21 protein-coding genes and 1 pseudogene are annotated in these 18,373 nt (G+C 35.2%); 10 read left to right on the top strand and 12 right to left on the bottom strand.

Features of this window, described 5'->3' with window-relative positions; translation table 11 throughout:
* Positions 1 to 114, top strand: a 114-nt coding sequence (locus LB452_RS06030; RefSeq protein WP_224460834.1) for an integrase core domain-containing protein, incomplete at its 5' end; no start/stop codon positions are given.
* A 273-nt stretch (positions 115 to 387) separates the two neighbouring features.
* On the opposite strand, the gene LB452_RS06025 is transcribed toward LB452_RS06030, so the two are convergent.
* The 10 genes from LB452_RS06025 to LB452_RS05980 form a co-directional block, all read right to left on the bottom strand.
* Positions 388 to 1,626: a hypothetical protein gene (locus LB452_RS06025; protein ID WP_224460832.1), complete on the bottom strand. Its 1,239-nt coding sequence runs from the start codon at positions 1,624 to 1,626 to the stop codon at positions 388 to 390.
* 13 nt (positions 1,627 to 1,639) lie between these two features.
* Positions 1,640 to 2,359, bottom strand: coding sequence for an iron-sulfur cluster repair di-iron protein (ric, locus tag LB452_RS06020; protein WP_224460831.1), 720 nt, complete (start codon positions 2,357 to 2,359; stop codon positions 1,640 to 1,642).
* A gap of 77 nt (positions 2,360 to 2,436) precedes the next feature.
* Positions 2,437 to 3,219 (bottom strand): ABC transporter permease, encoded by a 783-nt coding sequence (locus tag LB452_RS06015; protein WP_224460830.1) that lies wholly within the window; start codon positions 3,217 to 3,219, stop codon positions 2,437 to 2,439.
* A complete protein-coding gene (locus LB452_RS06010) occupies positions 3,212 to 3,919 on the bottom strand; it encodes an ABC transporter ATP-binding protein (RefSeq protein WP_224460829.1) in 708 nt (235 codons plus the stop codon). The genes LB452_RS06015 and LB452_RS06010 overlap by 8 nt, the downstream gene beginning before the upstream one ends.
* Positions 3,913 to 5,160 (bottom strand): nitrous oxide reductase family maturation protein NosD, encoded by a 1,248-nt coding sequence (locus LB452_RS06005; RefSeq protein ID WP_224460828.1) that lies wholly within the window; start codon positions 5,158 to 5,160, stop codon positions 3,913 to 3,915. The genes LB452_RS06010 and LB452_RS06005 overlap by 7 nt, the downstream gene beginning before the upstream one ends.
* Position 5,161: 1 nt before the next feature.
* On the bottom strand, positions 5,162 to 5,614 hold the full coding sequence (locus tag LB452_RS06000) for a nitrous oxide reductase accessory protein NosL (protein WP_224460827.1): 453 nt from the start codon (positions 5,612 to 5,614) through the stop codon (positions 5,162 to 5,164).
* A 1-nt stretch (position 5,615) separates the two neighbouring features.
* The gene (locus tag LB452_RS05995; RefSeq protein WP_224460826.1) at positions 5,616 to 6,221 is read right to left on the bottom strand and encodes a hypothetical protein; all 606 of its coding nucleotides are present in this window, start codon (positions 6,219 to 6,221) and stop codon (positions 5,616 to 5,618) included.
* An 83-nt stretch (positions 6,222 to 6,304) separates the two neighbouring features.
* Complete coding sequence (gene nosZ / locus LB452_RS05990) at positions 6,305 to 8,272, bottom strand: Sec-dependent nitrous-oxide reductase (RefSeq protein WP_224460825.1); 1,968 nt, start codon at positions 8,270 to 8,272, stop codon at positions 6,305 to 6,307.
* Between the two features lie 20 nt (positions 8,273 to 8,292).
* Positions 8,293 to 8,889, bottom strand: coding sequence for a fasciclin domain-containing protein (locus LB452_RS05985; RefSeq protein ID WP_224460824.1), 597 nt, complete (start codon positions 8,887 to 8,889; stop codon positions 8,293 to 8,295).
* 19 nt (positions 8,890 to 8,908) lie between these two features.
* Entirely contained in the window at positions 8,909 to 9,427 is a 519-nt protein-coding gene (locus LB452_RS05980; RefSeq protein ID WP_224460823.1) for a c-type cytochrome, read from the bottom strand.
* A 271-nt stretch (positions 9,428 to 9,698) separates the two neighbouring features.
* Here LB452_RS05980 and LB452_RS05975 point away from each other — a divergent pair, with 271 nt between their 5' ends.
* The 9 genes and pseudogenes from LB452_RS05975 to LB452_RS05935 all read left to right on the top strand — a co-directional run.
* Positions 9,699 to 10,313 carry a TetR/AcrR family transcriptional regulator gene (locus LB452_RS05975; protein WP_224460822.1) on the top strand — a complete coding sequence of 205 codons (615 nt, stop codon included), beginning with the start codon at positions 9,699 to 9,701 and terminating at the stop codon, positions 10,311 to 10,313.
* A gap of 15 nt (positions 10,314 to 10,328) precedes the next feature.
* Positions 10,329 to 11,576, top strand: a complete 1,248-nt coding sequence (locus LB452_RS05970) for a TolC family protein (protein ID WP_224460821.1) — start codon at positions 10,329 to 10,331, stop codon at positions 11,574 to 11,576.
* 1 nt (position 11,577) lies between these two features.
* Entirely contained in the window at positions 11,578 to 12,459 is an 882-nt protein-coding gene (locus LB452_RS05965; RefSeq protein WP_224460820.1) for an HlyD family secretion protein, read from the top strand.
* A 42-nt stretch (positions 12,460 to 12,501) separates the two neighbouring features.
* On the top strand, positions 12,502 to 12,984 hold the full coding sequence (locus LB452_RS05960; protein WP_224460819.1) for an OsmC family protein: 483 nt from the start codon (positions 12,502 to 12,504) through the stop codon (positions 12,982 to 12,984).
* A complete protein-coding gene (locus LB452_RS05955; protein ID WP_224460818.1) occupies positions 12,965 to 13,870 on the top strand; it encodes an ABC transporter ATP-binding protein in 906 nt (301 codons plus the stop codon). The genes LB452_RS05960 and LB452_RS05955 overlap by 20 nt, the downstream gene beginning before the upstream one ends.
* Positions 13,871 to 13,874: 4 nt before the next feature.
* Positions 13,875 to 14,594: an ABC transporter ATP-binding protein gene (locus tag LB452_RS05950; RefSeq protein ID WP_224460817.1), complete on the top strand. Its 720-nt coding sequence runs from the start codon at positions 13,875 to 13,877 to the stop codon at positions 14,592 to 14,594.
* Positions 14,591 to 15,697, top strand: coding sequence for an ABC transporter permease (locus LB452_RS05945; RefSeq protein WP_224460816.1), 1,107 nt, complete (start codon positions 14,591 to 14,593; stop codon positions 15,695 to 15,697). Before LB452_RS05950 ends, LB452_RS05945 begins: the two co-directional genes overlap by 4 nt.
* Before the next feature lie 23 nt (positions 15,698 to 15,720).
* Positions 15,721 to 16,842, top strand: coding sequence for an ABC transporter permease (locus LB452_RS05940; protein ID WP_224460815.1), 1,122 nt, complete (start codon positions 15,721 to 15,723; stop codon positions 16,840 to 16,842).
* A 128-nt stretch (positions 16,843 to 16,970) separates the two neighbouring features.
* Positions 16,971 to 17,222 (top strand): annotated as a pseudogene (locus LB452_RS05935) (cytochrome ubiquinol oxidase subunit I); the annotation flags it as partial.
* Between the two features lie 84 nt (positions 17,223 to 17,306).
* Here LB452_RS05935 and LB452_RS05930 read toward each other — a convergent pair.
* Complete coding sequence (locus tag LB452_RS05930) at positions 17,307 to 18,035, bottom strand: SOS response-associated peptidase (protein WP_224460814.1); 729 nt, start codon at positions 18,033 to 18,035, stop codon at positions 17,307 to 17,309.
* 114 nt (positions 18,036 to 18,149) lie between these two features.
* Entirely contained in the window at positions 18,150 to 18,356 is a 207-nt protein-coding gene (locus tag LB452_RS05925) for a hypothetical protein (RefSeq protein ID WP_224460813.1), read from the bottom strand.
* Positions 18,357 to 18,373: the final 17 nt, after the last annotated feature.

Below are 18,373 nucleotides of genomic sequence, written 5' to 3'. Positions count from 1 at the left end.
CAAACACAAATCTGGATGAATGATTATAATCATCATCGCCCACATGATGGACTAAATAAAATGTCGCCAGTAGAATATGCAAAACTTAATTCACTTGGGGCTAGCCCCAAGTGAATTAAAACAATAAATTTGTGAATAGATTGTAAGAATAAACAGTTCTAATTAAGGGAAGCCTACAACTGTCAATTTCATTCTGCTATGACTGGTACAATAACGATCACAGATTAGTTCCAATATATTTTACAATTTATTAGTATAATGTAATTCTATCACAATAATTTTTAAATCTTAGAGAGCCTTTATATTAATAGAGGCTCTTTTTTTTATTTATACCTAATAAATTTACAGTCTTATCCTAGAGTTAAAAATATGTATTTGGATAGATTTTCATTTTTTTAATATCTTAAATTTTGCCATGTTAAACATTAACGTGGAAATCAAAATATTGATAATACTTAAACAAAACAAGAAAGAAAATAAAGCTAAATATAGGTTCAAATTAGCAAAATAACTCCACTTGAAGATCACGATGCCAGCTCGATAAAAAATCAAAAATTCTGTAAGTATAAAAGCGAAGAGATATAGACTTAAACTCAATTTTGATAGTTTGATCCATTTTAAATATGAAGCTAAAAACAGTAAAAACAAAGTCACAAAGCCTAAGAAAAACCAATGAAAATAACCTATAACAAGGTCTAAGTTAGCTGTAGCTAATTCAGCAAAATATGGAATACCAGTTAAGGTTTGCATCATCATTTTAAGAATAAAAACAAATGCGAGGAATTTCAAAATAAAATTGGATTGTTGATTTAGTGAACTGTAAAATACCATGAACGGTTTTTGAATCGATTTCCAGAGATAAAACAATCCAACCCACAAACAAAGACTTCCTAAATTACTCAATGCATATAGAGACCAGTGAGAGCTTGCCCAGAGGCAGGATAGAAAAAACGTCCCTATAATTCCTATGTGATACAAGCTTAGGAATATTGAAAAGGATTTACTTTCAATTGTAACTTTAGATTGTTCTAATAAAAAAATCAATAGACCAAAAGCAGCAAGTATAAACCACGCATTGTACTGAAAGTGTAAATAAAAATAAATCACCAATTTATACCATACCGACTGGTTTCCTAAAGTTGACATGATCCCGCCTAAAGCCCACGGCCCAATTGATGACAACACCATGTAAAACAAGGCATGCTTGATGAGTAAAAATGATTTTCTGGAAGTTAGTTTTGGGTTGCTGTGTTTGAGAATAAATCCAAAAAATACATAACTCACTATCAGGAATAAAGTTGAGAAAATAATAGAAAACAGGGCATATCCTTGTAAAGGAAAAAAGATTAACATACCGATTATACAGGCTTGAGTTGTCCAGAAAATTTTAAGGTAATATTTTTTAATTTTTGATTGTTCTACAAAAAAATAGACAATACAACTGCTTAACGCTAAATAGACCCAGCCAAGTAAAGCCACATGCGAATGTGTATGTACTATAAATCTATATGAAGAAGGAATATCAAGACTAAAGGGAGTGGCTTCAAGTCTAAGAAAAAACCCTAAAACAGCGGTAATAAGTAAATAAATAAGGCTACTTATATAATGTTGCTTTAGGGTCATCATCAATCAAAACAAACTATGAAAAGATACTTTTCTCCATGGCTAAGGCCTTTGGAAAAAGAATGTTATTTTCTAAATGTATATGCAAATGCAGATCATCTTCAAATTCCTGAAGTTTATGAAACATGGCTTTATAGGTATTGCAGGCATGTTCTGGCAGCTGGTAATTATTAGTCAAAATAGCAATTTTCTTAAACAAATCTCCCGCTGCTTCATGTTCATCTTCCATCATGGCAATAGGGTTTTCTACCGTTCCAAAATGTGGGCGTTCAATTTTTTCATCATTTTTAACGGCTTTTTCCATTTTATGGATAAATGGAAATAGAATCAACTCTTCTTTTTTAAGATGAGGAGTCAATTCTTTTGCAATATCAACAAAAATTTCCTTAACTTGAATTAACTCTGGATTTGCTTTACCATGCACATTGGCTACTTTGTTTGTGTACTGAATTAATATTGGAATAGATTCTTCTACATAGCGATGATGCACTTGTTCGATATGCTGTGCCAAAAAACTCAACTCCCAATCTTTATAATTATAGGTTCTGCCAGTATCACTTAAATTTTGAAGATCAAAAAGTAAATCATCCAGTTTTACTTCATTCTTTAGGCAAGCTTTTTCAAGACTTATACCACCACCACAGCAAAAATCGATGCCATGTTTTTTGAAGGTATGCGCAGTATTGATGTTTTCACTAACTAAGTCTGCAACGGTTCTTTCTTTGTTCAAGTCCATGATAATAATATTTTAGATTTAAGTAAAATTACACCTCTATTTACTCTTGGTTTATGATTTGAATCAAGTTAGCGATATTAAAAATCTTTTTTCTTAGCCACGTGAAGCATCCGCCATAAAGGAAAAACCACCCACAACGCCAAAACGCCTAAAGACACTAAACTTCCTGTTAATGTTCCAAAAAAGTCTTTAAAAATAGCTCCTGTATAGCCGAGTAAAGCAGAAATGTCAAGTTTTAAAAGAATTAAAATTCGTGATAAATCAATAGGATTAAAAAGTGTAGCAACCAAAGTAAATTGATCTAAAGGATAGTCTTGAAAATAGATGAGTGCAATCAAAAAAGCCCCATCGTAAATCACCGCCAAAAATAACCAAAGCAATATAGCATAGCCAAAGCCCTTAATCTTATTGGTATTAGACAAAGCTATGTTGAACGCTAAAGCACTGAAGATAAAGCTAAGAAAAACAGCAACAGCAATCAGAATTAAAAAATCGAAAATAACATTGGATTCGAATAAACCATACAACGCAAAGGGAATGCCCAGGCCTAATAACACACTTAAGGATAGGGAAGTAGCCACACCTAAAAACTGCCCTAAAAATATTGACTGCCTTTTAATAGGCTGTGCCAAGAGCAGTTCTGTAAATTCCTGTGAATCATAGTAATACATCACCCCGAAAATAGTTCCGATGAGTGGTACTAAAACAATCACAACATTGAGCAGGGTGATAATGGTGTTTGATAGATCGTTGTTCAAAAATAATAACACCGAACTCAAAAGCAGATAGAATAAGAAATAGACATAGCTCCAACGGCTTCTTACCAAATCAAAAAAACTGTATTTTAATATTTTAAGCATGATTATGTTTTAATAAGTTAGCAATGGCGTATTCAAAATCGGTTTCTCCTGTGGTTGATTTTAAATCGTCTATACTTCCATCAAAATAGACTTTGCCATCTAAAATAAAACTGATATGGTCTGAGATTTCTTCTACAAAGCTCATAATGTGAGAAGTTATCAGGATTGTTTTTCCATTGTCCTGCTCTTTTTTGAGCAGGTCTTTTAATTTAATCAGGGATAGAGGATCCAGGCCTGAAGTGGGTTCATCCAAAATAACAAATGGACTGTCAAACATGAGACTAAGTACCAAGTTTACTTTTTGCTTGTACCCACCAGATAGATGACTCAGTTTGGTATTGAGGTAGGGTTCCAGTTCAAAATAGTCAATCAATTCTGTATCACGTGTTTTTTGATGTCGCAAATCTTTGATCATTGCTATGATTTCTTTCACCTTTATGTTTCCAGGGAAGTTGGCGATTTGTGGTAAATAATCAATATTTTTTCTGTAGGACCAATTGTTTCTGGTATTGGATTCACCCACTAAAATATCGCCTTTACTTGAATGACACATTCCAAGTAATATTTTGATTAAGGTGGTTTTTCCAGAGCCATTAGGACCTAAAATAGCGGTGGTTTTACCTTTTTGAATCTTTAAATTGATGCCTGTGAGCACCTCATTTTTACCAAAATTTTTATGAATATCTTTAAATTCTACCATTGTACTTCGCGCATTAGTGGTTGTTGATCGGTGAGGTTTTTTGGAGTGAAAACTGGAGTTACTTTCTCAGAAAAGTTGATGATATCTATAAATAAACTTCTTAATAAAATGATACTTTCAGGCGTTTCATTTACCAGGTAACTAAATAACTTCACAGGGCGATAAGGCACATCTCCATATCCATCTTTGTCCAAATCATAACCTGTATAATCACTCCAATAATTCTTATCAAAGCTATTATCATTTAAACCACCAGAATAACTCAAATCGAAGTTATTGTAGAGAAAATTATTTCTTGAAAAATTATTCTGATAGCTACCACCTACGAATTTTACAGCATAACCATTATTTATGAAGTCATTTTCACGATATGTTATTCTCGTAGAACCATCTGCTGTGATTCCTGTGGTGTTGTTCTCAAAAGTATTGTGGTAGATTTCGCCGTCACTGATTTCCTTTAGTAACAACCCATAAGAAGCGGTTCCCCAATTTTTTTTAAACACATTATTGTTCATTTGAATACGTTTGGAAAACATGACAGCTACTCCAGCACTATTATTTTGAAATGTATTATAACTGTAGCGATTATCGTTGGAAAACATAAAATGCAAGCCATAGCGCATATTGTCATGGCTAAAATTATTTTCAAAAACATTATTGCTTCCAAATTCAATGTAAATTCCATCACGCATATTGTAAACTTTATTCTGTCTTACAATCAATTCTTTTGAATCCCAAAGATGAATAGCATTTCCAGAGCTGGCTTCAGATTTACCTACTCCCGATATATTGTTATTTTCTACGATGCCATGTTTTGATTTTTCAATTAAAAACCCAAAGAATGCTTTTTTTAAAGTGATGTTTTTTAGTTTAAAATTATTACATCTGTAAAGGTAAATCGCTGCATAATCTGAAGTATAGCTTACTTCAACGTTTTTTATGGTAAGACTGGCAATGCTAAAATCGCTAGCTTCCACCTTAATCCCGTAGCCTTTATTGTCGATATCTACTATGCTACCTTCTTCACCAAAGAGATGAAGTGATTTCTTATTGATAAAAATATCATGTTCTTTATAGACCCCTTTTTTAATGAAAATGGAATCCCCGGATTTAGCAGCATCAACGGCTTTTTGAATCGAAGAAAACTCACAGTTATTCGCGCATACCTCAATTGTTCTGTTTTGAGAATATCCGTTAAGAAGTGTGACTGCAAAGCAAAAAATAAAGAGATATAATTTCATGTTAATGATGTTTGTGGATGTCTTTTTTGATGACACTTTTCAATTCATCCCATTTGTATACTTTACCTTCTAATTTGCTTTGAGCCTCTTCAGCTTCATTTTTTGATCTAAAAGCAGTGAGATAAGCACCCATAGGACTTGGTAAGTTTTTACTAATTAAATATGAGGAGTTCTTAGCGGGTATCATTTCTCCTGGTTTATTGTAATTAGCGACAAGTAAGGTTGCATTTTCAAATTTTTTGGAATCTTCTTTAATATAATTTACCATGCATTCAATAGCATCAAACTTGTGTTGTTTGCCTTTTTCAGTCACTAGCTGTGCTGCATGTGTTTTTTTAACGATACTCATGCTACAGTAATCACACTGGTCTTCTCCATATTTAATGGGTTTTGCAGATTTGTCGCAGGATGTAATAGCGATAAACAATAGGGCTAAAAATGTATACTTCTTCATATTACTTTGCTTTTTTAAATCCGATGATGTAGGCTACACATGTAAGGGACATGCCTATTCCCATTAAAATTGCTCCGAGAGCCGGATAAGAATGAGCTGTAAAGTTTAATATGTCCTTAGAGCCAAATAAAGGCGGTTTATAACTGAGAGGATTCCCTTCCTTATCTGTCATTTTCATAATGGCTTTAGGGTCTAGATTGGTTCCATAATCTGTCATCCAGTTATTGAAATCAATCATACCCAGGACACCTAGCACAACCATAAGAATAAGCCATCCTAAGAACCAGTTGTAGGATATTTTTTTAAAGAATCCCAAAACACCTATAATAATTCCCACTATGGCCATTCCGCCAACAACCTTAGGAAATACAGAGAATTCCCACATTTCATCATCTTTAGGTAGTTTACGCATACCTATATAGTGATTAAGACCGTCTATATTTTGGATATCGTGTTTTTCATGACCTTCAAGTCCGTCGAGGTGAATATACATTCCTATGCCACTTGGGTACTGAGGTGCTTCTAAGGTAATGCTCCAAAGCGGGTAGAGAAACAACCCAAAAAGTAGTGCAGAACCAATTATCATGGTAATACTTGCGGTTTTCATAAGCTAATTTTTTAATAAAAAAGGGACGAGCAGAGAATCTACTCGCCCCAGAATTGAGTAATCAAAACACTGAAATCAATTCATTACTCTTTCCACTCGTCATCAAGTGACCAGCGTAACTTAGTATTACTGTTTTTAGCAGAAACTCTTACATAACCTTGCATTTCCTGGTGAAGTGCAGAACAGAAGTCTGTACAGTAGAATGGCCAGACACCTTCGCGTTTAGGTTCCCATGTAATGGTTTTAGTTTGTCCAGGCATGACTAAAATTTCTGAAGTATTAGCTCCGATCATTGCAAATCCATGAGGAACATCAAAGTCCTGCTCCAGGTTTGTGATGTGGAAATAAACTTTGTCTCCCACTTTAATCCCTTCAATGTTATCTGGCGCAAAGTGACTTCTCACAGTTGTAGCATAAATATGAACTTCATTTCCATTGCGTTCAACACGTGTATCCGCTTCACTTTTTGCAGCGTATTTATGGTTATTTTCCTCTAATTCATAATACTTTTTAGATTTAGATTTGATCAGTTCAGCAGGAATAGCAGCAGCATAGTGAGGCTCACCATGTGTTGGGAAATCAAGCAATAATTCCATTTTATCTCCAGTAATATCATATAACTGAGCAGAGTGCTCTAGTTCAGGGCCCGTAGGAAGGTACCTGTCTTTAGTAATTTTATTCATACTAAACATATACTTACCAAAAGGTTTTCTTGAGTTACCACCAGGGATGGTTAAGTGACCTACCGAGTAATAGGTAGGGAGTCTATCAATAACTTCCCAGGTGCCTATTTTCCATTTAACAACCTCAGAAGAGATAAAGAAAGTAGTGTAACCATAGCCCTTTCCATCAAACTCTGTGTGCAATGGGCCTAATCCACCGCTATCTACAACACCTTCCAAAACAGATTCAAAGCTTAAAATGGGGATACCATAAGCGTCACCATCATAATCTTTATCTTCAATGGCTTTCATCATTTTATCAAAAGAATAGACACTTAATTGAGTTGATAACTTTCCATTACCGATAATATATTGTCCCGATGGATCTACATCCAATCCATGAGGAGATTTTGGTACCGGCATATAATATACAGCACCTTCTACATTTCTTGGATCTACAGAGATCACACCTTCTTTCATTTCTGTAGTGGCTGTCATCGTAGACTCGTCATAAGTATTATGTGCGTAAGTACCTGCTACTTTTGTACCGCCGCCATTTTCTACATATTCTGCAATCTTCTGCCAATTTACAGCTGCGATAAAATCTTTATCATTTTGTGAAGCATTAACCTCCATCATAGAGTGTGCTTCTTCAGTGTTATATGAAGTAAAGAAGAACCAACCATGAGATTTATCTCGCCCAGGGTGAGCTAAGTCATAGTTAAATCCTGGCATGTTCAACTGAAAATCCAGATTCATATGACCGTGCTCCTGATCAATAGAAATAAAGCTTAAAGGTCCTTTAAACTCACCTTTCATTTCATCAATGGGCATGTCTCGTTGTGGATTTGGAACCGCAAAACGAGTACCTGCCACGATATATTCTGTGTTTTCTGTTACGAAAGAGGAGGCGTGATTTCCCGCTGAATTAGGAATTTCGATGATTTCTTCTGTTTCGAAAGTCTCTAAGCTTATTCTTGCAATACGCGGAGTGTTATTTTCGTTGATAAAAACCCAGCGTCCATCTAATTCTCCGTTGGTTTGGGAAATATCTGGGTGGTGAGCATCACCCCAGGGTACAAAGCCAAAAGAGGTGTTAAGCATGGCTTTAGTTTCTTCAGAATATCCATACCCATTGGTTGGAAATTGAGAAAAAACAGGGATTTCTTTAAACATTCTGCCACTCGGTAAGCCATAAACAGTAAGGTTACCGGAATAACCGCCAGATAGGAAAGCATAGAACTCATCATGCTCACCTGGAGCTACATATACTTTTTCAGCATTGGAAGAAGCCATAGCTCCAGAAGAGCCATCCTTTGAATTGTTACCACAACCTATGAGCAGTAATCCTGCGCCTAGACCTAGTAAAAGTTTTTGAATAGTTTTCATTGTTGTTTTAATTTTAAAAATTAGTTTTCTGGTATTAATACGTTATCGATGATGTGTACCCAGCCGTTACTCACATTAACGGTAGCAATAATTTTAGCATTACCGATGTAAAGGTCTTCCCCTTTTTTTGTCACTTCCAGATATTGACCATCCGCCATATAAAGCTTTCTGTCTTTTTCTATATTTTTTTCTAAAGTTTTGACAGGATAGTTACTAGGCGCAACGTGATGAACTAGAATGTTAGCGAGCTTAGATTTGTTTTCGGGTTTTAACAAATCTTCAAGAGTTGCCTTGTCCAGTTTGTCAAAAGCCGCATTGGTTGGTGCAAAAACTGTAAGTGGTCCTACATTTACCAGGGAATTTTCGACACCTGCTGCTTGTACAGCTTTAACCAAAGTGGTGTGATCTTCAGAGCCAATTGCTAGTTGTAGTGCGTTTGGATCTCCATTATCATCTTCAATAAAAGCTTGTCCTTTATTGGAAGAAGAAACTTCGCTTGAATTTGTTTTATCTTCTGTGGATTGGTCAGAACTTTTCGAATTATTCGAAGAGTTGCAGGCTAACAAGCATACCATTACAAAAACAGAAGCCAGTGATTTAATAAAATGAATGTTCATAAGGTTATATTTAAAGGGATTAATGAGTCTTGTCATATTCTCTGAAGTACTCTAGAATAGCGCGGGTATCTTCTTCAGACACATTTTGATTGGCCATAACCGCCATATTGCTTTCTACAAGAAGTTGTTTGGCAATAGGATCTTTTTTGATCATTTCTTCAGGGTTCATAATCATATTCATAATCCATTCCGGTGAGCGTCTTTCAGTAACACCCCCTAATGAAGGACCAACAAATTTCTTTTCCATCTTATGGCAAGCTGTACAAAGATTGTTATACACCTTCTCACCGCGAGTAGCCATTTCTTTATTTATACCTTCACCTACATCTACAGATTTGATAGGGCCAATGCCTATATTAGCTAAAGCATCTTCTGCAGAAATTTCAGTTCCAGATTGTTTTTTCGGTTCAGATTTTTTTTCAGTGCTGGATTTTTGACCAACTTTTATTTGGTCTTTTTCTTTCTTTTCCCCATTTCCGCCACAAGCTATGAGCATGCCCAGGAGAACAATGGAAGTGAATTTAATAAGTGTTTTCATGTTTTCTGATTTTAATTACTTTAACAAATTTACAGACTACCCTTTTTTTGCTATATGATTCAAATCATATTCAAATTACTGTTTATTATAAAATACATATATGTGTCTGGTTATTAGGTTGTTAAATTTAATTAAAAAACTCAACACTAATAAGTATGTTGTCATTATTCTTTCGAAAGCTGATAGTTATCAGTTTTTTATTAAGTATTATGAAATTTACTTTATAGCAGATTGAATCTATTTATTTTTGTGAGTGTATATTCACTTACTTATGACAAATCGACAATTAGAAATCATCAACTCAGCTGGTAAAATTTTAACCAGAGAAGGAATAAGCGGGTTAACCATAAAAAATATAGCAACAGAAATGCAGTTTTCAGAGAGTGCTCTTTATAGACATTTTAAAAGTAAAGAACAGATCATTTTGAGCATGCTAAATTATTTAGCTGATGGTATGCAGGAGCGCTGTGAAAACGCAATAGAACAGAATGATTCTTCTACCCTTCAACTTGAGAATTTATTTGCTCATCAAATATCCTATTTTAAACAGCATCCCCATTTTGTGAGTGTTGTTTTTTCTGATGGGCTGCTAGAAGAAAGTGAGCGAATAAATAAGGCGATAAGGAAAGTAATGCGGGTAAAGTACGATCTGCTTTTGCCGATAGTTCAAGATGGTCAACTAAATGGAGAATTCAATAATACAATAAAGAGTCAAAATTTAGTTGAGATTATAATGGGGGCCTTTCGTTTACAAATGTTTAAATGGAAATCCTCTGGTTTTACCAGTGATATAGACGGCCATGGAAATGTAATCATTGAAAATATAATTTCACTTATTCAGGAAACTAAAAAAGGTTTAATCAGAGATGTTAGTCAGTATTCATAAACAAATAAAAAGTCAATGAAAAAGCTTATCCTTATATTCATATTTTCAAGTATAGTAGCTCAAGGGCAAGACGTGTTTAGCTTAGATGATTGCTACGACCTGGCAGCAGAGAATTATCCTTTAGTTAAACAAAAAACTCTGTTAGAAAACCAATTATCTACAGAAACTGAAGTGATAGATTCAGAAAAACTTCCACAAATTAGCCTGTTATCAAGGGCTAGTTATCAATCTGATGTCATCAATTTTCCACTTCCAAATTCTACTCTGCAAGGCCCAAACAAGGATCAATATAGAAATGAATTGCAGATCAATCAGTTGATTTATGGCAGTGGGGTGATCGATGCAAAGTCAACTCTTCTTCAAAAAACAAATCAGGCCGAGCAGTTGGCTGTTGACATTAGGTTGTATCAATTGAAGCAACGCATCAATCAAGTCTACTTTTCAATTTTGCTTCATCAGGAAAAAATTGAGTTGCAGGCCAGGCGAAATCAGCAACTTCAACAACAATTGCGAGAAGTGAAATCTGGTGTAGACAATGGAGTTATTGTTGCTTCGGCTCAAGATGCTATCCAAGCGGAATTATTAAAGATACAACAAGAAACTACAGGTCTTGAAGGTAATCAGCAATATCTCCTGAAGGCACTATCAAGCTTAATAGGAGTAAAGGTTTCAGATGTAAATCAGTTGCACTTTAGTGAAATCGAGATCACCAATAAATCATCTCTCCAGCGACCAGAATTAAATTTCTTTCAAGCGAAAAAAGAAGAGTTGACAGCCAACCAAAATTTGATATCTAAAGAGACTTTACCTCAACTGAATGCTTTTGCCAACGCGGGCTATTCCAATCCAGGATTGAATATGCTGGACAATCAATTTCAAGAATATGTATTTGTAGGACTTCAATTGAACTGGAAACTATTCGATTGGAGTGCCAATAAGAATAAACGCAAAAGTTTAGATTTTAAAAAAGAAGAGCTCTCTGTAGAAGCCGAAACTTTTCAGCTTAAAACCCGAACTGAACTTGATGAACAGCTTCAGAAAATTAAAAGCTTAAAGCAAATTATAGAAGATGATGACACTATTATTCAATTGCGGCAAAAGGTTATGGAGGCAACTTATTCACAGCTCATAAATGGGTCGATAACCGCTTCCACGTTTTTGGCTGAGCAAACTCAATTCTATGAAAGTGAAAGTTCAAAATTGATACATCAAATTGAGTTGATGCTTGCTAAACAAAATTATAACACCATTAAAGGATACTAACATGAAAACGATATCAAAACTCCTATTCTTATCTCTGCTATTCATTTTTACATCATGTTCTACAGATGAAAAAGCAGATGCTTATGGAAATTTCGAAACTACAAGCGTATTGGTTTCTGCAGAAAATACAGCTAAGATCGTAGAGCTTAATGTAGATGAAGGAAGCCTACTTCAAAAAAATCAAGTTGTAGGTTACCAGGATACTCTTCCGTTACATCTCAAAAAGCAAAATCTTAAAGCGAAGAAGCAAGTTGTACAAGCTAATTCTGCCAGTGTATTGGCAGAAATCAATGTACTTTCTGCAAGAGCAAAAACCGCTAAAATAAATCGAAATCGTATTAAACAAATGCTAAGCGATAATGCAGCAACTCAACAACAATTAGACAATATTCAAGGAGAAATAAACGCTTTGCATCAGCAAATTAACAGCGTTAAATCTAAAAATGCTTCAGTACTTACTGAGCTTCAACTCATAGAAATTCAGTTAAAAGAATTGGAAGATTTACTTCAGAAAAGCATGATTAAGAGTCCTATTAATGGTCGAGTACTCAACACCTATGCAGAGGCCTCGGAAGTTGCACAATATGGCAAACCCTTATTTGAAATGGCTGATTTGTCTAAGCTTGAAATTAGAGCCTATATTTCAGAAACACAATTAACAGAGTTTACCTTAGGAGATAAAGTAAAAGTGAAAGTAGATTCACAAGACGGCATGCTATCTTATAAAGGCCAAATCATCTGGATTGCTGATGAAGCCGAATTTACTCCCAAAATTATCCAAACGAAAGAAGAGCGTGTTGCTTTAGTCTATGCGATTAAAGTTGAAGTTGAAAATGATGGAAAACTCAAAATAGGCATGCCAGCAGAAGTTTGGTTGAAATAAAACTACTAAAACAAAATATCTAAAAATCAAAATAAATAAATAATGACTGAACACGAATATAATGTTGAAATAGAATGGCTGAATACCCGTAGGGGGAAAATGTATTCACCAGAATTAGAGAATACAGAAGAGAACATTACAAATGAAATAGAGGTTGCACCACCAACTCAATTTTCGGGCGGGATTCCCTATACCTGGACACCAGAGCACCTGTTTACATCTGCCGTAAGTAGTTGCTTGATGACTACATTTCTAGCTATCTCTGAGTATTCCAGGCTTGAGTTTGTAAGTTATAAATGCAAGTCGAAAGGAATTTTGAAGAAAATAGATGGGCGTTTCGCGATGAGTGAAATTCAATTGTATCCAGAAGTAGTAGTTAATGACGAGGCTTTAGTTGAAAAGGCCGAAAAGGTTCTTTGGAAAGCAAAGAAAGCTTGTCTTATTTCCAATTCGGTAAAGTCAGAAATTACAATGCATCCAACCATCACCATACAATCTTATGCAAGTGAGCCTTCAAATCAGTGATATTTCAAAATCCTTTAAGGACTTAAAAGCTTTAAAACACATTAGTCTTGAGGTCAGGGAAAATGAGCTTTTTGGCTTGATAGGTCCGGACGGTGCAGGTAAAACAACGCTTTTTAGGATTTTGGCAAGTTTACTTTTACCGGACGAAGGGCAGGCAAATGTTGCTGGTTTTGATGTAATTAAAGATTATAAGCAATTGAGAAAAAATATAGGGTATATGCCAGGTAAGTTTTCGCTTTATCAGGATTTGACGGTAGAGGAAAACCTAAACTTTTTTGCTACCATTTTTAACTCCAGCATCGAAGAAAATTACGATTTGATCAAAGATATCTATGTACAGATAGAACCTTTCAAAAAGCGAAAAGCAGGGGATTTATCGGGTGGGATGAAACAAAAACTGGCTTTGAGTTGCGCCTTGATTCATAAACCAAAGGTTTTGTTTTTGGACGAACCTACCACTGGCGTTGACCCGGTATCCAGAAATGAATTTTGGGGCATGTTGAAGAAGCTTCAAAAAAAGGGTATTACCATATTTGTATCGACCCCCTATATGGATGAAGCTGCTTTGTGTGATCGCATAGCCTTTATAAATCAGGGTGAAATTCTTCAGGTTGATACGCCTTCGGCTATTGTCAAAAACTTTGCTAAGCAGGTTTTAAACATTCAAACTCCGTCCATATATAAAGCCTTACGAGTTTTAGGGAGTTATCAACACACGCATAGCATTTATCCTTTTGGGGAGTCCTTACATTATATGGATTCTCGAAAAGATTTTGATTGGAATGAGGTTCTAAATCATCTAAAAAATGAAGAAATCAAAGACGTTGAAGGAGAGTTGATTTCTCCGGAAATTGAAGATGTGTTTATGGAACTCTCAAGAAACTAAACTCATGGAAACAACAATTAAAGCAACGAATCTAACCAAGTCCTTTGGTGATTTTACAGCGGTAGATAAGCTAAATTTTGAAGTTGAAAAAGGTGAGATTTTCGGTTTTCTAGGAGCTAACGGTGCAGGAAAAACAACGGCTATGAAAATGCTTATCGGTATTTCCAAACCTACTGCAGGAGATGCCATGGTTGCCAATTATAAAGTTTCAACTCAAGCGGATTTAGTCAAAAAAAACATCGGCTACATGAGTCAGAAATTTGCTTTGTACGATGATTTAAACATTAAGGAAAACATTCAATTTTTTGGTGGGATTTATGGTCTAAATGCGAAAACACTTCAGCAGAAATACCAGCAGGTTGTAGAAAATTTAGGCTTAGAAAACTACGTTAAGCAGTTAGTGAAAAACTTACCGCTGGGTTTGAAACAAAAATTAGCTTTTTCGGTAGCCTTGTTACATCAACCCAAAGTCGTGTTTTTGGACGAGCCTACAGGTGGAGTTGACCCCATCACTCGACGCCAGTTTTGGGAATTGATCTACGAAGCAGCAGATCGGGGTACCACCATTTTTGTGACCACGCATTATATGGATGAAGCCGAATACTGCGACCGAATTTCTATGATGGTAGATGGCAAAATTAAGGCCTTGGATACACCAAAAGCTCTCAAAAAGGAATTTGGCGCAGAGACATTGAACGAAGTATTTTTAAACCTTGCCAGATGAAGAAGTTTATAGGATTTGTAAAAAAAGAGTTTTACCATATTTTCAGGGATAAGCGCTCTCTTTTTATCCTATTCGGTATGCCTGTCGCTCAGATTTTGCTGTTTGGTTTTGCGATTTCCAATGAAATCAACAACGTTGATATCGCTATTCTTGATAAAGCTGATGATAAAAATTCAAAAGAAATTATAGTCAATCTAAAGGCCTCTAAATATTTCAATGTACTCGATTATCTGCAAAGTGAAAAAGAAATTGAAACCGCATTCCAAAAGGGTAAAGTAAAAGCGGTAGTGACTTTTGACCAGGATTTTGCCAGAAATCTGCAACGTCCGAAAACCAGTAAATTGCAAATCATCACCGATGCTACCAACCCCAATGTAGCCAACACGATAACCAACTACATCAATTCAATAGTCGTAAAATATCAAATGGTGAATTTGCAGCAGGACCCACCACCACAACTTGTGCAATCTGAAAGCAGAATGTTCTTTAATCCAGCCCTTGAAAGTGTTTACATGTTTGTGCCAGGAGTTATGACCGTCATCTTAATGCTGGTTTCTGCAATGATGACTTCCATATCAATTACGCGAGAAAAGGAAGTAGGTACGATGGAAATTTTGCTGGTTTCTCCTTTAAAACCAAGTACAGTAATTGCAGGTAAAGTGGTGCCCTACATTTTTTTATCTCTTATTAATGCTATTGTTATTGTACTCTTAAGCGTATTTGTATTTCAGATGCCGATAATGGGAAGTTTATTCTGGCTATCTATCGAGAGTCTTCTGTTTATCGTTACTTCGTTGAGTTTAGGGATTTTGATTTCTACCTTATCCTCAACTCAGCAAACCGCTATGATGATTTCATTGATGGGCTTAATGCTTCCTACTATCTTATTATCTGGGTTTATTTTTCCTATAGAAAGTATGCCGTACCCTTTGCAACTAATCAGTCATATTATTCCTGCCAAATGGTTTATCATCATCATTAAATCAATTATGCTGAAAGGAGTTGGTTTTAGTTTTTTCTGGAAAGAAACGCTCATTTTAGTGGTAATGACGATTTTTTTATTGGGTCTCAGTATCAAAAAATACAAAATCAGATTAGCCTAATCCCATTTATTTAATACAAGCAAATGAAAACGGTTTACATCATTATACGAAAAGAGTTCAAACAAATCTTTAGGAATAAAGCCATGATTCCTATCATTTTTGTGCTGCCATTGCTTCAACTTGTTATTTTGTCTAATGCAGCGACTTATGAAGTGAAAGACATTCAAATAGGCTATGTGGATTATGATCATAGTATCTCTTCAAGAAAATTGATAGAGAATATAAAAGGCTCTTCTTATTTTGAAAATCCTATTTATTATGAATCTGCAGCCCAAGCTGAAGAGGCTATTTTGAAAGATAAAATTGAATTAGTAATCGAAATCCCACAAGATTTTGAAAAAAATATCATTCAGGCAAATTATCCTAAAGTAGCCGTACGTGTTAATGCCATTGATGGTGCATCAGCCGGAGTTCAAAACGTATATATTCAACAAATCATTTCAAATTTTAATAAGCATATTCGATTAGAAAGCTACAACCCAGCTCAACAAAGTCTGAACTATTCAAGCATAGAGAGTGTGACTTCATTTTGGTACAATCAAAATTTGAATTATAAGACGTTGATGGTTCCTGGAATTTTGGTTCTCATCATCACCATGTTGACTTTGTTTCTCTCTAGTATGAATATTGTACGGGAAAAAGAAATAGGTACATTAGAACAAATTAATGTCACACCAATAAAAAAATGGCAGTTTATTGTCGGCAAACTATTTCCGTTTTGGGTGATTGGATTAATGTTGTTAAGTATTGGATTGCTCATAGCTAAGCTGATATTTAATACTCCGATGCTAGGGAGTAATATGTTGATTTATGCCTATACCAGCCTTTATTTATTATTGATTTTAGGTATGGGTCTGCTTATCTCCAACTTCACAGACACTCAACAACAAGCGATGTTTATCGCCTGGTTTTTTGTAGTAATCTTCATTTTAATGAGTGGCTTGTTTACACCTATTGAAAGTATGCCGATTTGGGCGCAAAACTTCACGCAACTCAACCCTGTAGCTTATTTCGTAGAGATGATGCGAATGATCATGCTTAAAGGCTCTACGTTTCAGGACACAGGAGTTATTTTTATGAAGACCTTTATTTATGCTTTGGTCATGAACTTTTTAGCGGTCTGGAGTTATCAGAAAAAGAATTAAGAAGCTACTGATTTGAATTCACGTTAAATAGAGGTCACACAATGGTTAAATAAGGGTAAAACCTGTATTTAAGTAACTCAGGTTACGTCTGGTTTTTAGTACAAATCTCTATTTTGTAAACAAAAACTATGGATGTAGAAATTCTATCTCGTATCCAGTTTGCTTTCACAATTGCATTTCATTATATCTATCCACCTCTGAGTATCGGAATTGGTCTTATAATGGTTGTATTTGAAAGTATCTATATACGGACGAAAAAGAAAGAATATGAAGTTTTAGCAAAATTTTGGACTAAAATTTTTGCAATTACTTTTGGTATTGGAGTAGTAACGGGAATAGTCATGGAGTTTGAGTTTGGCACCAACTGGACAACTACCTCCCCAATAAGCTAAGCTTTTTAGGGTTAAAGAAAATAATCAACTATAAAATCAATTGTATTGAAGGTCTAGAATAGCAATAGTTCATTATCCCAGTTCCTCATACTCTACTTTGTCTAAAATGCTATCCACATTAGAGTTTTCCTGAGGATGAAACAGATCTTTACTGACAGGATAATACTCCAGCTGATCTTCATCGAAATCCTGATTGAAAATAGCTTTGATGTCCTCTTCCTCTAAATCGTCCTTCAGCCAGTCCTTTTCCTGATCTGAAGAAAGCATCACAGGTTGCCGGTTCTTTTTGTTATGGATTTTGGCAAATAAGGGCGAGGCTTCTTTGGTAAGAATAGCAAAAGTGACTTTGTTGTCAATACGCGTGTAAATGCCTGCCAGAGACAAAAACGCTTTGTTTTTAGGTTTAAATACAAACGGGTATTTATTACCCTCGTGATCATGAGGTTCAAAAAAAGCGGACACCGGGATTATACAGCGTTTGGTATAAATGGATTGTCTGTACAGAAAATGATCAAAAGCCTTTTCAGATCTCGCATTGATGCCCCCACCAAACTTTCTGGCTTCTTTGTAATAGTCCTTCAACTCCTCGACAGATTTACTTTCTGGTGCTATACCCCAGGTAGCCGCCGCTAAAACACTGGGCTTTTCCTGCGGGATTATCAGCATCTGTGCATGAGTAAAACCAATGCTATGGTAACTTGGCTGATCGAAAAGCTCTCGCTGAGTTTCATCGCTGAGTTTGACTTGATACTGCTCTTCGAGTGTTGAAACTTTTTGGATTTGAGAGGTATGGGCGCACATGAGTTATAGTTTAAAAGCAAATAATTAAAAGTCCACTAGTGAACTAATGGACTTTTATAAAAAACATTTCAAAAGCTACAATGCGTTTGCAACCGGATTAGATGTTATCCTAAATTAATCGTCATTGTTTCGGTTCATGGCCCAAAAAGCAATTCCTGCAGCGGTGATTAAGCCCCCTACAAATAAAGCAATGTTACCATCACGCTGTACTTTTTTAGCTTTATTCAGTTGTTTTGAGCCTATCCCCTTTTTTGCAATGAGATCTTCCAGTCCTTTAATTCTTCCTTCTAATTCTTCTTTAATCTTATCGTTAAATTCCATAATCAATTGTTTTTAAA

This window comes from Psychroflexus longus (genome assembly GCF_020164595.1).
Classification (GTDB): Bacteria; Bacteroidota; Bacteroidia; order Flavobacteriales; family Flavobacteriaceae; genus Psychroflexus; species Psychroflexus longus.
The sequence above is the reverse complement of the archived record's forward strand: the minus strand, read 5'-3'. Positions and strand labels throughout refer to the sequence as shown.

Coding starts and splice junctions, on each gene's coding strand:
- LB452_RS06005 (WP_224460828.1), bottom strand. CDS start 5,160: ATGAAATTATATCTCTTTATTTTTTGCTTTGCAGTCACACTTCTTAAC.
- ric (WP_224460831.1), bottom strand. CDS start 2,359: ATGGACTTGAACAAAGAAAGAACCGTTGCAGACTTAGTTAGTGAAAAC.
- LB452_RS05930 (WP_224460814.1), bottom strand. CDS start 18,035: ATGTGCGCCCATACCTCTCAAATCCAAAAAGTTTCAACACTCGAAGAG.
- LB452_RS05995 (WP_224460826.1), bottom strand. CDS start 6,221: ATGAAAACCGCAAGTATTACCATGATAATTGGTTCTGCACTACTTTTT.
- LB452_RS06000 (WP_224460827.1), bottom strand. CDS start 5,614: ATGAAGAAGTATACATTTTTAGCCCTATTGTTTATCGCTATTACATCC.
- LB452_RS05980 (WP_224460823.1), bottom strand. CDS start 9,427: ATGAAAACACTTATTAAATTCACTTCCATTGTTCTCCTGGGCATGCTC.
- LB452_RS05925 (WP_224460813.1), bottom strand. CDS start 18,356: ATGGAATTTAACGATAAGATTAAAGAAGAATTAGAAGGAAGAATTAAA.
- LB452_RS05985 (WP_224460824.1), bottom strand. CDS start 8,889: ATGAACATTCATTTTATTAAATCACTGGCTTCTGTTTTTGTAATGGTA.
- LB452_RS05940 (WP_224460815.1), top strand. CDS start 15,721: ATGAAAACGGTTTACATCATTATACGAAAAGAGTTCAAACAAATCTTT.
- LB452_RS06025 (WP_224460832.1), bottom strand. CDS start 1,626: ATGATGACCCTAAAGCAACATTATATAAGTAGCCTTATTTATTTACTT.
- LB452_RS06015 (WP_224460830.1), bottom strand. CDS start 3,219: ATGCTTAAAATATTAAAATACAGTTTTTTTGATTTGGTAAGAAGCCGT.
- LB452_RS05945 (WP_224460816.1), top strand. CDS start 14,591: ATGAAGAAGTTTATAGGATTTGTAAAAAAAGAGTTTTACCATATTTTC.
- LB452_RS05960 (WP_224460819.1), top strand. CDS start 12,502: ATGACTGAACACGAATATAATGTTGAAATAGAATGGCTGAATACCCGT.
- LB452_RS05950 (WP_224460817.1), top strand. CDS start 13,875: ATGGAAACAACAATTAAAGCAACGAATCTAACCAAGTCCTTTGGTGAT.
- LB452_RS05970 (WP_224460821.1), top strand. CDS start 10,329: ATGAAAAAGCTTATCCTTATATTCATATTTTCAAGTATAGTAGCTCAA.
- LB452_RS06010 (WP_224460829.1), bottom strand. CDS start 3,919: ATGGTAGAATTTAAAGATATTCATAAAAATTTTGGTAAAAATGAGGTG.
- LB452_RS05975 (WP_224460822.1), top strand. CDS start 9,699: ATGACAAATCGACAATTAGAAATCATCAACTCAGCTGGTAAAATTTTA.
- nosZ (WP_224460825.1), bottom strand. CDS start 8,272: ATGAAAACTATTCAAAAACTTTTACTAGGTCTAGGCGCAGGATTACTG.
- LB452_RS05965 (WP_224460820.1), top strand. CDS start 11,578: ATGAAAACGATATCAAAACTCCTATTCTTATCTCTGCTATTCATTTTT.